A 13,843-nucleotide genomic window follows, 5' to 3' on the forward strand; every position below is an offset into this window, starting at 1 on the left:
CAGTCCCTTTGCAGTTTACATATCTAAGATCGATCGCCGTTTGAGGCGACAGGAGGTGCGGCATGACGACGGCTGCCGGTCTGCAGACCGTGGTGACCGTTCCGGCACGTTTCCGCGGTCCCGAGGGGATCGCGAACGGCGGATGGATCGCGGGCACGGTCTCCGAGGCGCTGCACGGCGCCCGGCACGACTCGGCCGTCGAGGTCACGCTGCATGCGCCCACCCCGCTGGAGACCGAGCTGGAACTGCGCCAGCTGGCCAACACCGCCACTCTCACCCACGGCGAGACCCTCCTCGCCGAGGCCATCACGGTGGCCGAGCGGCTCGACGCCCCGGCGTTCGTGCCCTTCAACGAGGCGGCCCGCGCCGAGCGCGGCTTCGCCGGGCTGACCGGCCACGCCTTCCCCGGCTGCTTCGTCTGCGGCCTGCGCGAGCCCGGCGACGGCCTGCGCATCTTCCCCGGCCGGGTGGAGGGCGCCGAGATCGTGGCCGCCGGCTGGCGGGTGCCGATGACCGTCACCGACCAGGACGGTGTCATCCCCGACGCGGTCGTCTGGGCCGCGCTCGACTGCGCCACCGGCTGGGCGCACTTCGCACCCGGCGAGTTCGCGCTGCTCGGCCGCCTGACCGCCCAGGTCCACCGCCGGATCTACCCCGGCGGCACCTACTCCGTGGTCGCCCGTCCCACCGGCCGCGAGGGCCGCAAGCTCTTCGGCGAGAGCGCGATCTACGAGGTGGACGGCACCCTGGTGGCCGCCGCCAAGGCCACCTGGATCGCTCCCGCCTGACCCGCCCGGCCGGGGGCGACCCCGGCCGGAGAGGTTCGTCTCCCGGGTCTCCGCCGGATGCCGGCCCCGCCGGGCGAGCTGTTCACGGAGTGACAACTTCCGCCGGATAAATCGCCTTCCGGGGCGGAGAGTTCGTCGCCGTCCGCGACTACCTTCGGCGGGCATGGCATCCTCTTCCGCCGCGCCGTCGGATCTCGCCGCCACTCCTGACCCGTGGTTCGAGCGGCTGCTCGTCGTGCTCTTCGTCGTCGTGCCCTTCCTCGCGGTGCTGGCGGCCGTCCCCTTCGCCTGGGGACGGGGCCTCGGCTGGCGGGACGTGGTCATCGGCGGGGTGATGTACCTCGTCACGGGGTTCGGCATCACCATCGGCTACCACCGGCACTTCACCCACCGGTCGTTCCAGGCCAGGCCCTGGCTCCGGGTCGTGCTGGCGCTCGCCGGGGGCATGGCGCTCCAGGGGCCGGTCATCCGCTGGGTGGCCGACCACCGACGGCACCACAAGTACGCCGACCGGGAGGGCGACCCGCACTCGCCCTGGCGGTTCGGCCCCGGGTTCGCCGGCCTGTGCAGGGGGCTGTTCCACGCCCACGTCGGCTGGCTGTTCAGCCCGGAGCGCACCTCCCGGCGGAGGTTCTGCCCCGACCTGCTCGCCGACCGGCCGATCAGGCTCCTGTCGCACAACCTGGCCTACGCGCCGGTCATCCTGCTCTCGGTCGGCCTGCCCGCCCTCGCCGGCGGGCTGTGGGGCGGCTCCTGGGACGCCGCCCTCACCGCCTTCTTCTGGGGCGGGCTGATCCGGATCTTCCTCCTGCACCACGTGACGTGGTCGATCAACTCCATCTGCCACACCTTCGGCGAGGAGGAGTTCGCGGTCCGGGACCGCTCCCGGAACGTGCGGTGGCTGGCCCTGGTCTCGCTGGGCGAGTCGTGGCACAACCTGCATCACGCCGATCCCACCGCGGCCCGGCACGGGGTGCTCCCCGGCCAGACCGACGTCAGCGCCCGGCTGATCTGGCTGTTCGAGCGGTTCGGCTGGGTGTGGGACGTGCGCTGGCCCGACGCCGACCGGATCGCCTCCCGCCGGGTGGCGGCGGGAGCGTGAGCCGTACGGCGGGGCATGAGCCGTGCCGTGGACCGAGGACAGCGGATTATTTGGTGATAAGTCCCATAATTACCGCATGAGGATTACCGTCATCGAGCACGAGGCCGCAGCGGGCCTGGGATTCTTCGCCGAGTGGCTGGCCGGGACCGGGGCCGCCTGTGAGATCGTCCGGCCGTACCTGGGGGAGACGGTGCCGGAGCACGCCGCGGACGGGCTGATCGTGCTCGGAGGCGAGGCGGCGGCCTGGCAGGACGAGGACTACCCCTGGCTGCCCGCCACCCGCGAGCTGCTCCGCCGCGCGGTCGCCGACGGCGTGCCGACCCTGGGCATCTGCCTGGGCGCCCAGTTGCTGACCCTCGCCTGCGGCGGGACCGTCGAGCGCGGCGACCTCGGGCTGGAGATCGGCGCGTGCCGGATCTCCCCGCTTCCCGCCGCCGACGGGGACCCGCTCTTCGACGGCCTGCTCGACGGCGCGGAGCCCGCGGTGGCGGTGCAGTACCACGGGGACGCGATGACCCGCCTGCCCGCGGGCGCGGTGCCGCTGGCCACTGGGGAGATCTACCCCAATCAGGCCTACCGGCTCGGCGAGCGGGCCTGGGCGGTGCAGTTCCACCCCGAGGCGACCCCCGAGATCTTCCTCGACTGGACGAACGGCTCCGCCGACCACCTGACCGCTCAGGGCCACCCCGTCGAGGAGCTCAACACCCGGGTCAAGGCCGCCGAGACGCGGCTCACCGCCACCTGGAAGCCGCTCGCCGAGCGCTTCGCCGCGGTGGTCGCGAACTCCTGATCGGCTGATCGCGCGACGAAACCGCTGACGACGCCGCACCGTCTCAGAAACACCCGTGCGTCAACGTCGCCGCCAAGGCCGGGCTGAACCGGGCTGTCCTCGCAAAGGGCTGGGGCGCTCTGCTGACCGCCCTGGAGCACAAGGCCCGATACAACGGCTCCCGTATCGTGCGGGTGCCACCTGCGTACACCTCGCAGCGCTGTTCGGCGTGCGGGACGGTGGACGCGAAGTCCCGCGAAAGCCAAGCGGTCTTCGCCCGCACCTCCTGCGCCTACACCGGCAACGCTGACGTGAACGCCGCGAAGAACATCCTCGCCGCCGGGCTGGCGGTGACAGGGCGTGGAGACCTCGCCGTCGGGCGGTCTGCGAAGCGCCAACCACCCGTCACGGTCGCGGCCTAGTCACAGATCAGCCACGGGAATCCCCCGGCTTCAGTCGCGGGGAGGAAGTCAAGCAGGATGAGGGGAGGTCAGCAGTGCTCGCGATCGGAGACGAGGAAGGGTCGGTGGACACCGTGCCCCGCATGCAGACGACCGCCGGGCGGTTGGCCCGGCTCGGTTTCTCCGACGGGGCCAGGGCCGAGCGGCTCCTCGACGAGCTCGGGCCCGACGCCGTCGGCGATCTCGCCTTGCTGGACTCCCTCGTCGGGACGGCGGATCCCGACCTGGCGCTCACCTCCCTCAACCGGCTCGCCGAGAAGGACCCTGGCGTTCTCGGGGCGCTCCGCGCCGACCCCGGCCTGCGGGCCGGCCTGCTCGGCGTCTTCGGCGTCAGCGCCGCCCTCGGGGAGCACGTGGTCCGCCATCCCGGGCACTGGCGGCTGCTGGAGGGGGAGCGGGCCGCCCGGCGGCCCTCCGCGGCCGAGCTCCGCGCCGAGCTGCTGACGGCGATCGGGGCCGAGCCCGACGACCCCGAGCCGCGCGCCCCGGACGCCTCCACCGCGACCCTGTCCGCGCTGCGCGTCGCCTACCGGGGCCGCCTGCTCCGCCTGGCCGCGCGGGACGTCACCGGCAGGGCGACGCTCGCCGAGGTCACCGCCGAACTGTCCGACCTGGCCGGAGCCGCGCTGGAGGCGGGGCTCGCCGTCGCCCGGGCCGAGCACGAGGAGTCCGGCTCGGTACGGCTGGCCGTCATCGGCATGGGCAAGTGCGGCGCCCGCGAGCTCAACTACATCAGCGACGTCGATGTGATCTTCGTGGCCGAGCCGTGCGAGAACGTTGACGAGACGAAGGCGATCCGGCTCGCCACCCGCCTGGCCCAGAGCATGATGCGCGCCTGCTCGGCCGCGACGCCCGAGGGATCGCTGTGGGAGGTGGACGCGGCGCTGCGCCCCGAGGGCAAGGCCGGGCCACTGGTGCGGACCCTCGCCAGCCACCTGGCCTACTACCGGCGCTGGGCCAAGACCTGGGAGTTCCAGGCGCTGCTGAAGGCCCGGCCGGTCGCGGGGGATGCGGAGCTCGGCAACCGCTACGTCGACGCGACGGACGAGATGGTCTGGCAGGCCGCCACCCGGGAGAGGTTCGTCGAGGACGTGCAGGCCATGCGCCGGCGGGTGGAGGCCCACGTCCGGGCGGGGGAGGCCGAGCGGCAGATCAAGCTCGGCCCCGGCGGCCTGCGCGACATCGAGTTCGCCGTCCAGCTCCTGCAGCTCGTGCACGGCCGCCTGGACCCGCTGCTGCGCCGCCGCGCCACGCTGCCCGCTCTCGCCGCCCTGTCCCGGGGCGGCTACGTCGGGCGGGACGACGCCAGGGCGCTCGCCGAGGCGTACTGCTTCCTGCGCCAGGTCGAGCACCTGATCCAGCTGCACAGGCTCCGCCGTACGCACGTGGTGCCCGAGGGCGAGGGCGACCTGCGGCGGCTCGGCCGCGGCCTGGGCATGACCGCCGATCCGGTGGGGGAGTTCACCAGCCGGTGGCGGCGGCACGCGATGGAGGCCCGCCGCCTGCACGAGAAGCTGTTCTACCGGCCGCTGCTGCAGGCCGTGGCCCGGTTGCCCGAGTCGGAGGACCGCCTGTCCACCACCGCCGCCCAGGCCCGCCTGGAGGCCCTCGGCTACGCCGATCCCGCCGGGGCGCTGCGCCACATCAGCGCGCTGACCACCGGCGTCTCCCGCCGGGCGGCGATCCAGCGTACCCTGCTGCCGGTGATGCTGGGCTGGTTCGCCGACGCCCCGGACCCCGACGCCGGGCTGCTCGGCTTCCGCCAGGTCTCCGACAAGCTCGGCGCCACCTCGTGGTACCTGCGGCTGCTGCGCGACGAGACCGCGGCGGCCTCGCGCATGGCCCGGATCCTGGGCAGCAGCAGGTACGCCGCCGGGTTGCTGCTGCACGCCCCCGAGGCCGTCGCACTGCTCGGCTCCGACGCCGAGCTGGACGCCCGGCGCCCCGAGGCGCTGCTGGCCGAGGCCCGCGCCACGGTCGGCCGCTACCCCGGGCAGGCCGAGACCGCGGTGGCGGCCGTGCGCGCCCTGCGGCGCAGGGAGCTGTTCCGCACGGCGGTCGCCGACCTCACCGGCCACATCGGCATCGAGCAGGTCGGCCAGGCGCTGTCCGCGCTCAACGACGTGACGATCCAGGCCGCGCTGGACGCCGCGATCGCCAAGGTGGAGATGGAGCGCAGGATCCCGCTGGGCACCCGGTTCGCGGTGATCGCAATGGGCCGCCTGGGCGGGGTCGAGTGCTCCTACGGCAGCGACGCCGACGTGATGTTCGTCCACGAGCCGCTGCCGGGCGTGCCGGAGAAGGACGCCACGGACGCCGCGCACGCCGTCGCCAACGAGCTTCGCCGCCTGCTGGCCCTGCCCGCTCCCGACCCGCCGCTGCTCGTCGACCCCGGCCTGCGCCCGGAGGGCCGCCAGGGGCCGCTGGTCCGCACGCTGGCCTCCTACGCCGCCTACTACGAGCGCTGGTCGTCACCGTGGGAGTCGCAGGCGCTGCTGCGCGCCCGTTTCTGCGCCGGGGACGCCGAGCTCGGCGTCGGGCTGCTGCACCTGGCCGACCCGCTGCGCTACCCGGCCGAGGGGGTGAGCGACGCCGCCGTGCTGCAGATCCGCAAGCTGAAGGCGCGGATGGAGGCCGAACGGCTGCCGCGCGGGGCCGACCCCGCCCTGCACACCAAGCTCGGCCGGGGCGGCCTGTCGGACGTGGAGTGGGTGGCCCAGCTCCTGCAGCTCCGCCATGCGGGGCGACTGCCTTCCTTGCGGACCACCCGCACCCTGGAGGCGCTGCACGCGGCGGTCGCCGAGAAACTGCTCACCCCCGACGACGAGGCGGTGCTCGCCGACGCCTGGCGGTTCGCCTCCCGCATCCGTGACGCGATCGTCCTGGTCCGGGGCCGCGCGTCCGACTCCATTCCGGGGGACGTCCGCGAGCGCACGCTCGTCTCGCGTGCCCTCGGCTACCCGCCGGACGGCAGCGAGGACTTCGTGGACGACTACCGCCGGGTCACCCGCCGGGCCCGCGCCGTGGTGGAGCGCGTCTTCTACGAGGACTAACCGGTTCCCGGAGGCGAGCGCCGACCGGCGGGTGGACCGGCGTCCCCGCGCCGCCGGGATCGGCGTTCCTGTTGCGCAACGCCGGGACCGGCGTGTATCAACGATCCGGGTGATCTGCTTTGATATCCGTTTACGCCGACCTGGCCATCGGGCTGGTGCTGGCCTTCCTGCTGCTCTCGCTTCTGGTGAGCGGGATCAACGAGGCCTTCGTCCGCATGCTCGGGATCCGCAGCAAGTTCCTGTGGGCCTACCTCCGCGACACCATGGACGGCGGCTCCTCGGAGGGCACGTCGTGGATCCCGTCGAAGATCGCTGATGTCTTCGCCAAGCTGCCCTTCTCGAAGGACGACCCGCGCCCCGAACACAGTCCTGACCCGGCTCCTTCCGTGGTCACGCCGATGCCGGTGGACCCGACGACCGTGCTGGCCGCCGAGGGGCCCGTTCCCGATGTCGACATGACCGAGCGGCTCTACCGGCGGCTGCAGGAGATCGACCACCCCAACGGCGCGCGGACCACCATCTCCGACATCCCGCCCGAGCGCTTCTCCGGCGCGGTGATGGAGCTGGTCGCCGCCGAGGAGGGCGGAGTGGAGGGCCTGCTGGTCAAGCTGGAGGCCATCCGCAGCCCGCTCGCGGGGCACCTGCGCGGCGTGTGGAACGGCGCCGGGGAGGACCTGGCGAAGTTCCGCCGGGGGGTCGAGAACTGGTTCGACGGGGAGATGCAGCGCCTGTCCGGACTCTACCGGCGCTACGTCAAGTGGGTGGTGTTCGCGCTCGGGGTGACGCTGACGCTGCTGTTCAGCATGGACGCGCTGGAGTACGGCAAGACCCTGCTGCGGGACAACGCCTTCCGGGCCGGGGTGGCGGCCATCGCGGGCGGCAGCGAGGAGGGACTGACCGCCCTGAAGGACAAGTGCACCACCACCGGGGCCGCCGAGCCGTACGAGTGCGTGACCGAGTCCTTCAGCTCGCCCGCACTGGTGAAGATCTTCGACCACGCCATCGTGAGCATCACCGTCCCGCCGGACGGCGGCGATCCCTCCCTGAACTGGAACGGCGCCGTCTGGTGGGATCGGCTGATCACTCCCGGCCACTGGCCCGGCTACCTGCTCACCGCCGTCGCCCTGCTGTTCGGCGCCCCCTTCTGGTGGGACGTGCTGCGCCGCCTGACCGGCTTCCGCAACCGCGGCTGACCGGTCGCCGGGCGCGGCCGGTCAGCCCGCGGCCCCTACCGCAACGCGGCGAGGATCCGGTCGACGTGACCCAGGGGCTCTGCGCCGACCGGCCGGAGCACCACGGTGTCCGCCCCGGCCTCCCACAGCGACCGGACGACGTCGGCGGCCTGAGCCGCGGAGCCCGCCGCCATCGGCACCTCCTCCGGCGCGATGCCCAGGAAGCCTCCCTGCTCCGTCGCGGCGGGCCGCACGGCCTCCCGGACCCGCTCGGGGTCGTCGTCGACGTAGAGGTGGACGAAGACCACCATCTCGTGGTCGCCGCCGGTCTCGCCGACCAGCTTCCCGGCCTCCGCGACCCGCGCGGCGTCGAACCCCTCGGGCAGGATCGTGCCCTGCGCCACCCGCCCGGACAGCTCCAGCGAGCGGGGCCGCACCACCCCGGCCAGGATCGGCGGCGGCACGGCGGGCGGGTGCACCAGGCTCACCCCGTCGAGCCGTACGGCGCGGCCCTCGGTGGTGACCGTCTCGCCGCGCAGCAGCGCCCGCACCGCGACGATGGTCTCCTCCAGCAGTGTCAGCGGCGACGGGGCGAGGGCGCCCACCCGGCGCATCCAGTCCTGTACACCGTGACCGATTCCGGCGGCGAGCCGGTGAGGGTGCACCCGGGCCAGGTTGCCCAGCTCCATGGCGAGCAGGGCGGGGTTGCGCAGCGGTGCGGGCGCGATGCCGATGCCGACGCGGAGCCGCTCGGTGACGGCGAGCGCGGTGGCCGCCGAGGAGATCGACCCCGTCCAGCCCAGGTCCTCCACCACCCACAGATCGTCGGCCTCGGCGGCGTCCAGGTGGCGGGCGAAGGGGATGAGGGACTCGGGGGGAAGATCGCGTTCGAACATGACGCCCAGGCGCATGTCTCTCCTCACGGTGGACTGCGGGAACTCGAGGTAGCAGGGGCCGGTCTCCAGGGAATACTCACGATAGGTCCCGCGTGGACACCGCGGACAGAGCCCGCGGGACCGCCCTCGACCCGGCCCGGCGGGAGGCTCAGAGATAGCGGAAGTACCCGGCGAAGTCGTCGAGCCGGGTGAGCGGGTCGATCCGGATCTCGGTGCCGGTCCGCAACGCGTTGATCATCTTGCCCTGTCCGATGTAGACGCCGACGTGGTGGGTCTTGATCCTGCGCCGGTTCACCGTGCCGTAGAAGACGAGATCGCCCGGACGCGCCCTGGCCGCCGGGATCCTGGTGAGCCGCCGGACGTGGTCGTCGGTGTTGCCCGGGCCCAGGACGTCGCGGCCGTAGGCCAGGTGGTAGACCCATCTGGCCAGTCCGGAGCAGTCGAGCCCGAGCGTCCCGGCGGCCGGGCACGGCCTGATCGAGCCCCGGTAGCCCCGGCACGTGCCCAGGGACGGGCCCGGGTCCTCGCGGTGGCCGCCGCCCCAGGAGTAGGGGATGGGCCCGCCCCGCCAGCCGGGCTGGCCGTGCCCGGCGTGGATGGCGTGGGCGACGGCGGTCAGCCGGTTGAGGGCGGCGGGCAGGACCGGCACCGAGGCGCTCGCCGCCGGCAGGAGCGCCGCGAGCACTCCCGCCAGGGCGGCCCAGGGGCGGCGCCCGAGCGCCCGCGCGGAGACCTCGGCCACTCCGGTTCACCCCGTCCCGTCACCCTGAATCAGGGTTCATTCTGCCGGACGCTCCGCTGTTCCGCGTCGGAGGCGGTACGGCTCCGCGTGCCGGTCCGGGATCGCGGGGAGCGCCGTACCGGAGCCGTTTCGCGGCTCCTGCCCGGGCGCCTGGAGGGCGTCGCTCAGTCGCAGTCGTCGATGTCGACGTCGACCTTCTTCTTCTTGGGCTTCGACGGCTTCCGGTCCGCCGAGGAGTCCGCGGCTGACCGGGTGAAGGGGGCTGCCGCCGTACTGACCGAGGCGGCGCACGCCTCATCGTCCGCGCTGCAGGCGACGAGCGAGGACAGGGCGATGACGATGACGCCGGCGGTGGTGGCGACGGTGCGGAACACGGTGTTCGTTCTCCCGGTTGTGCGTTCGGTTAATGCCTTATTGATATCAATAGTGACTTGTAGAGGGCTTTCGTCTCACTTGCATCGGCGATGCGGTGACGGCGGAGGCCGGGGGCCGCTGACCGGCGACCGCGTCGCAGAGTCTTCTCCCAGGTCGGCCTGCCGGCATCGCCCGGGGCGTCCGGCCGTAGAGTGAACAACATGCGGATCACCGTCTTGGGCGGCTGCGGCGCATGGCCCGCAGCCGGACAGGCATGCAGCGGCTACCTGGTGGAGCAGGACGGGTTCCGCGTCCTGGTGGATCCGGGCTACGCCACCCTGCCCCGGTTGCTGGAGCTGACGGCCGCGGACGAGATCGATGCGGTGCTGGTCAGCCACGGTCATCCGGATCACTGCGCCGACCTGCATCCGCTGCTGCGCGCCCGGGCACTCGCCGGTGACCCGCCTCCCGCGCTGCCGGTGTACTCACTGCCCGGCGCCCTCACCGCGATCCTCGCCCTCGACGGGCCGGGGTCCCTTCGCGACGCCTACCGGGTGCACGAGTTCACCGCCGGCGGCCGGTTCGAGGTCGGCCCCTTCCGGGTGGACACCTGGCTGCTCCCGCACTGGGTGCCGAACGCCGGTCTGCGGCTGTCCGCCGACGGACGGGTGCTGTCCTACACCGGAGACACCGGACCCAGCCCCGACCTGACCGCCCTGGCCCGCGACGCCGACGTCTTCCTCGCCGAGGCCACGTACGCCGAGCGCGTACCCGAGCATTCCGCCCGGTACCTGTCGAGCGCCCGGCAGGCGGGTGAGAACGCCGCCGAAGCCGGCGTCGGGAAGCTGCTGCTCACCCACCTGTGGCCCGGGACAGACCCGGAGACGATCGAGGAAGCCGCCCGGCGGGGCTTCTCCGGAGAGATCGAAGTCGCCCGCGGCGGCCTGCACGTCGATCTGGGCTGAGGGCTGAGGCGGACGGCACGGCGCTCGATGTGCCGTCCGGTACGCACAACGCGGTGGACGACGAGCCGCTGCCTGGTGCCGTCGTTCCCGGGCCGGCCACCGCGGTGACGCTGCTGACCGGTGGCAACTGACCGGTGGCAACGGTGCACAAGCCGGTGCGTGAAAGCTCGAACGCATGATGCGGAAAGCCCGTGACAAGGCGCACGACCCTGTCACGGGCTTCCGGTTCCACGACGTGCATCATCCCCGCGTCGCTCCTGATCGCCTCAGGTGCGGGCGCCGAGGCCGTCCGGGCCGCCCACGGCATGTGAGCGCCGGAACCGGTCAGACGTCGTAGTAGAGCTCGAACTCGTGCGGGTGCGGGCGCAGGCGGATCGGGTCGACCTCGTTCTCCCGCTTGTAGGAGATCCAGGTCTCGATCAGGTCGGGCGTGAAGACGCCGCCCTCCAGCAGGTACTCGTGGTCGGCCTCCAGGGCGGCCAGCACCTCCGACAGCGAGCCGGGGACCTGCGGGATGTTGCGGGCCTCCTCCGGCGGGAGCTCGTAGAGGTCCTTGTCGACCGGCTCGACCGGCTCGATCTTGTTGCGGATGCCGTCGATGCCGGCCATCAGCTGGGCGGCGAAGGCGAAGTACGGGTTGCAGGAGGGGTCCGGCACGCGGAACTCGATGCGCTTGGCCTTCGGGTTGGAGCCCGTGATCGGGATGCGGATGCAGGCCGAGCGGTTGCGCTGGGAGTAGACCAGGTTGACCGGGGCCTCGTAGCCGGGGACCAGGCGGTGGTAGGAGTTGACCGTCGGGTTGGTGAAGGCCAGCAGCGACGGGGCGTGCTTGAGCAGACCGCCGATGTAGTAGCGGGCGGTGTCGGACAGGCCCGCGTAGCCGACCTCGTCGTAGAAGAGCGGCTCGCCGTCCTTCCACAGCGACTGGTGGCAGTGCATGCCGGAGCCGTTGTCGCCGAAGATCGGCTTGGGCATGAAGGTGACCGTGTGGCCGTACTCCAGGGCCGTGCTCTTGACGATGTACTTGTACAGCATCAGGGTGTCGGCGGCCTTGAGCAGCGTGTTGAACCGGAAGTCGATCTCGGCCTGGCCGGCGGTGCCCACCTCGTGGTGCTGCATCTCCACGTCGATGCCCGCGTCGATGAGACGGCGGACCATCTCCGAGCGCAGGTCGGTGAAGTGGTCCATCGGCGGCACCGGGAAGTAGCCGCCCTTGAAGCGCGGCTTGTAGCCGAGGTTGCCGCCCTCCTGGGCCTTGCCGGTGTTCCAGGCGCCCTCGATGGAGTCGATGTGGTAGTAGCTCGTGTGCGCGCTGGTCTCGAACCGCACGTCGTCGAAGATGTAGAACTCGGCCTCGGGGCCGAAGTAGACGGTGTCGGCGATGCCGGTGCCCCGGAGGTACTCCTCGGCCTTGCGGGCGACGTTGCGCGGGTCGCGGCTGTAGGCCTCGCCCGTCAGCGGGTCGTGCACGAAGAAGTTGAGGTTGAGCGTCTTGTGGGCGCGGAAGGGATCCAGGACGGCGGTGGAAGGGTCGGGCAGCAGCAGCATGTCCGACTCGTGGATGGCCTGGAAACCGCGGATGGAGGAGCCGTCGAACATCAGGCCGTCGGTGAAGACGCTCGCTCCGAAGTTCTCCGACGGGAAGGTGAAGTGGTGTGTCGTCCCGGGCAGGTCGGTGAACCTGACATCGACGAACTGTACGCCTTCGTCCTTGATGAACTTCAGGACGTCGTCGGCGGAGTTGAACACGCGAACCTCCCAAGGGGCACGGGCTATCGGACCGAACGTAGGCCTGTGCCGTTACCGCCCCGTGTCTCGATTGTTTCACCCGTGTTAAGGGACGCCGCCTCCACGCTAACCCCGGAACCGGCCCACGCCCTCCACGGCGACCCTTCTTTTGCCAGAGGTTTTCAGCTCCGGGACGCCAGTCCGCAGCCCGCCTTCCCCGGCTTGCGGTCGTGGTCGTAGGGATCGGTCGGAGCGGCCGTGGCTTTGGAGGCCTCTTCGTCCGGTGCGGAGTCCGGATAGTACGGGTGGACGAACCCGTCGTCGACGTCGCACCGGGCACCGGTGGTCCGGCGGTTCCATCTGTCGATCCACACGACCAGTTCGCCGCCCGCGCGGTAGGCGAGAATCTCGCCCGTCCTCCGGGCCAGGACCCGCCTGGCCGTGTCCGGCTGCCCCGGGCGGCGGACGGCGTAGACGAACAGGTAGTTCGCCTTGATCCGCACGCCGGACCGGCCGTCCTTGCGGAACGGCGCGTAGGCCACCCTGCCGTCGACTTTGATGGTTTTTGTGGTGAAATCGGCGGTCTTCGGTGCGAAGGCGACGACCCAGTGCCGCGTGTCGCTCTCTCCCGGCCTGCGGCGGTCGAGGTGCCTGAGGAACCAGGCGCGCTCCTCGGGGTGCAGCAGCTTGAGGAACGCTTCCGGTCGACCGGCGCCCAGCAGGGTCTTCCGGTCGAGGTGGGAGGCGGCGAGCAGGTCACGGGTGCGCCTGAGCGCGGTGGCGACGTCCTTCTCGCTCAGGCCTCCCGTCGCCTCGGGTGACGGCATCACCAGGCCCTTGACACCGTCGGCGTAGTACATCGCCGGAGAGCCCTCGAAAGGGGACGCCTCCACGGGTTTCACGTCCACCGGCGTCGTCTCCTCGGGGACCGCCCCGGTGGACGGACCCGCCTCGGAGACCGGTGTGGAGAACGCGGCGCCCACCTCCGCGAGGAGGTCCGGCCGGTGGGCGAGGAGCGTTCCCGCCCCCGCGACCACCGTCACGCCCACCAGCGCCGCGACCCATCGCCTGCGGCGCCGCCGGACCCACGGCAGATTCGCCCACCCCCGCCTGGCGGCCCTGCTCATCCTCCGCCGCTCTTCGGCGCTGATCTGGGCGGTGAGCGCGTTGAAGCGCTCGTCGAGGTCATCGGACACGTGGGGGATGCTCCGGGCGGATGTCATGAACGGTGGTGGAATTTCATATGATGTACGGCTTTTGTCGCATTCCGATAACCGGCTCGGGCGGGTGCGGGGGCGGGCCCTGTGGCGGATACCGTTGAGGGCATGAGCAGCAGGCAGCAGCCCCGTTGGACCCAGACCTGGCTCGGCGGTGTCCGGTCGGCCGGAGTCGACCTCGGATACCCGGGGGAGCGGCTCGGCCTGCCCGAGCGGGGCAGCGGCGCGGTGGCCGGGTTCGGCCGCAGGGTCGGGGCCCTGGCGATCGACTGGATCATCTGCACCTGGGCCATCGCCCAGGGGATCCTCCGGGTCGACCCCGCCCAGCAGGCGTGGGCCCCCCTCGTGATCTTCGGGGTGGTGAACCTCCTGCTGGTGGGGAGCATGGGCATGACCTTCGGCATGCGCCTGCTCGGCATCCGCGTCGCCGCCCTCGACGGGGGCAACCCCCGGTTCCTGCCCGTCCTGGTGCGCAGCCTGCTGCTGTGCCTGGCCGTACCGGCGCTCATCTGGGACCGCGACCAGCGGGGCCTGCACGACCGGGCGGCGAACACCGTGGTCGTGCGCATGTGACACGCGTGCGCACCCCATCCCGC

13 protein-coding genes are annotated in these 13,843 nt (G+C 72.1%); 8 read left to right on the forward strand and 5 right to left on the reverse strand.

Translation table 11 applies throughout. The features are described 5' to 3' along the window. The first annotated feature begins 62 nt into the window (after positions 1-62). The 6 genes from HS041_RS16140 (at position 63) to HS041_RS16165 (ending at position 7,366) form a co-directional block, all read left to right on the forward strand. The gene (locus HS041_RS16140) at positions 63-788 is read left to right on the forward strand and encodes a hotdog fold domain-containing protein (protein WP_196441496.1); all 726 of its coding nucleotides are present in this window, start codon (positions 63-65) and stop codon (positions 786-788) included. A gap of 163 nt (positions 789-951) precedes the next feature. Continuing rightward, positions 952-1,890: an acyl-CoA desaturase gene (locus HS041_RS16145; protein ID WP_196441497.1), complete on the forward strand. Its 939-nt coding sequence runs from the start codon at positions 952-954 to the stop codon at positions 1,888-1,890. A gap of 76 nt (positions 1,891-1,966) precedes the next feature. After that, positions 1,967-2,680 carry a type 1 glutamine amidotransferase gene (locus HS041_RS16150; RefSeq protein WP_196441498.1) on the forward strand — a complete coding sequence of 238 codons (714 nt, stop codon included), beginning with the start codon at positions 1,967-1,969 and terminating at the stop codon, positions 2,678-2,680. A 122-nt stretch (positions 2,681-2,802) separates the two neighbouring features. Then, entirely contained in the window at positions 2,803-3,081 is a 279-nt protein-coding gene (locus HS041_RS16155) for a zinc ribbon domain-containing protein (RefSeq protein ID WP_255530007.1), read from the forward strand. A gap of 122 nt (positions 3,082-3,203) precedes the next feature. Continuing rightward, a complete protein-coding gene (locus tag HS041_RS16160) occupies positions 3,204-6,173 on the forward strand; it encodes a bifunctional [glutamine synthetase] adenylyltransferase/[glutamine synthetase]-adenylyl-L-tyrosine phosphorylase (protein WP_196442526.1) in 2,970 nt (989 codons plus the stop codon). A gap of 119 nt (positions 6,174-6,292) precedes the next feature. Further along, a complete protein-coding gene (locus HS041_RS16165; RefSeq protein WP_196441499.1) occupies positions 6,293-7,366 on the forward strand; it encodes a hypothetical protein in 1,074 nt (357 codons plus the stop codon). A gap of 35 nt (positions 7,367-7,401) precedes the next feature. On the opposite strand, the gene HS041_RS16170 is transcribed toward HS041_RS16165, so the two are convergent. The 3 genes from HS041_RS16170 to HS041_RS16180 all read right to left on the reverse strand — a co-directional run bounded on the left by HS041_RS16170 (position 7,402) and on the right by HS041_RS16180 (position 9,357). Next, on the reverse strand, positions 7,402-8,256 hold the full coding sequence (locus HS041_RS16170; RefSeq protein WP_196441500.1) for an LLM class flavin-dependent oxidoreductase: 855 nt from the start codon (positions 8,254-8,256) through the stop codon (positions 7,402-7,404). Positions 8,257-8,389: 133 nt separating this feature from the next. Then, entirely contained in the window at positions 8,390-8,983 is a 594-nt protein-coding gene (locus HS041_RS16175; RefSeq protein WP_307845323.1) for a C40 family peptidase, read from the reverse strand. 164 nt (positions 8,984-9,147) lie between these two features. Beyond that, positions 9,148-9,357 (reverse strand): hypothetical protein, encoded by a 210-nt coding sequence (locus tag HS041_RS16180; RefSeq protein ID WP_196441501.1) that lies wholly within the window; start codon positions 9,355-9,357, stop codon positions 9,148-9,150. 201 nt (positions 9,358-9,558) lie between these two features. Between HS041_RS16180 and HS041_RS16185 the strand changes: the two genes are divergently transcribed. Then, a complete protein-coding gene (locus tag HS041_RS16185) occupies positions 9,559-10,302 on the forward strand; it encodes an MBL fold metallo-hydrolase (protein ID WP_196441502.1) in 744 nt (247 codons plus the stop codon). 324 nt (positions 10,303-10,626) lie between these two features. Here HS041_RS16185 and glnA read toward each other — a convergent pair whose 3' ends face one another. Both glnA and HS041_RS16195 read right to left on the reverse strand, forming a co-directional pair. Then, positions 10,627-12,051, reverse strand: coding sequence for a type I glutamate--ammonia ligase (gene glnA / locus HS041_RS16190; RefSeq protein WP_196441503.1), 1,425 nt, complete (start codon positions 12,049-12,051; stop codon positions 10,627-10,629). Positions 12,052-12,212: 161 nt separating this feature from the next. Beyond that, positions 12,213-13,226 carry a hypothetical protein gene (locus HS041_RS16195; RefSeq protein ID WP_196441504.1) on the reverse strand — a complete coding sequence of 338 codons (1,014 nt, stop codon included), beginning with the start codon at positions 13,224-13,226 and terminating at the stop codon, positions 12,213-12,215. A gap of 129 nt (positions 13,227-13,355) precedes the next feature. Between HS041_RS16195 and HS041_RS16200 the strand changes: the two genes are divergently transcribed. Beyond that, positions 13,356-13,820, forward strand: coding sequence for an RDD family protein (locus HS041_RS16200; RefSeq protein ID WP_196441505.1), 465 nt, complete (start codon positions 13,356-13,358; stop codon positions 13,818-13,820). Positions 13,821-13,843: the final 23 nt, after the last annotated feature.

This window comes from Planomonospora sp. ID67723 (genome assembly GCF_015711605.1).
Lineage (GTDB): Bacteria > Actinomycetota > Actinomycetes > Streptosporangiales > Streptosporangiaceae > Planomonospora_A.

Coding starts and splice junctions, on each gene's coding strand:
- HS041_RS16140 (WP_196441496.1), top strand. CDS start 63: ATGACGACGGCTGCCGGTCTGCAGACCGTGGTGACCGTTCCGGCACGT.
- HS041_RS16145 (WP_196441497.1), top strand. CDS start 952: ATGGCATCCTCTTCCGCCGCGCCGTCGGATCTCGCCGCCACTCCTGAC.
- HS041_RS16150 (WP_196441498.1), top strand. CDS start 1,967: ATGAGGATTACCGTCATCGAGCACGAGGCCGCAGCGGGCCTGGGATTC.
- HS041_RS16160 (WP_196442526.1), top strand. CDS start 3,204: ATGCAGACGACCGCCGGGCGGTTGGCCCGGCTCGGTTTCTCCGACGGG.
- HS041_RS16170 (WP_196441500.1), bottom strand. CDS start 8,256: ATGCGCCTGGGCGTCATGTTCGAACGCGATCTTCCCCCCGAGTCCCTC.
- HS041_RS16185 (WP_196441502.1), top strand. CDS start 9,559: ATGCGGATCACCGTCTTGGGCGGCTGCGGCGCATGGCCCGCAGCCGGA.
- HS041_RS16200 (WP_196441505.1), top strand. CDS start 13,356: ATGAGCAGCAGGCAGCAGCCCCGTTGGACCCAGACCTGGCTCGGCGGT.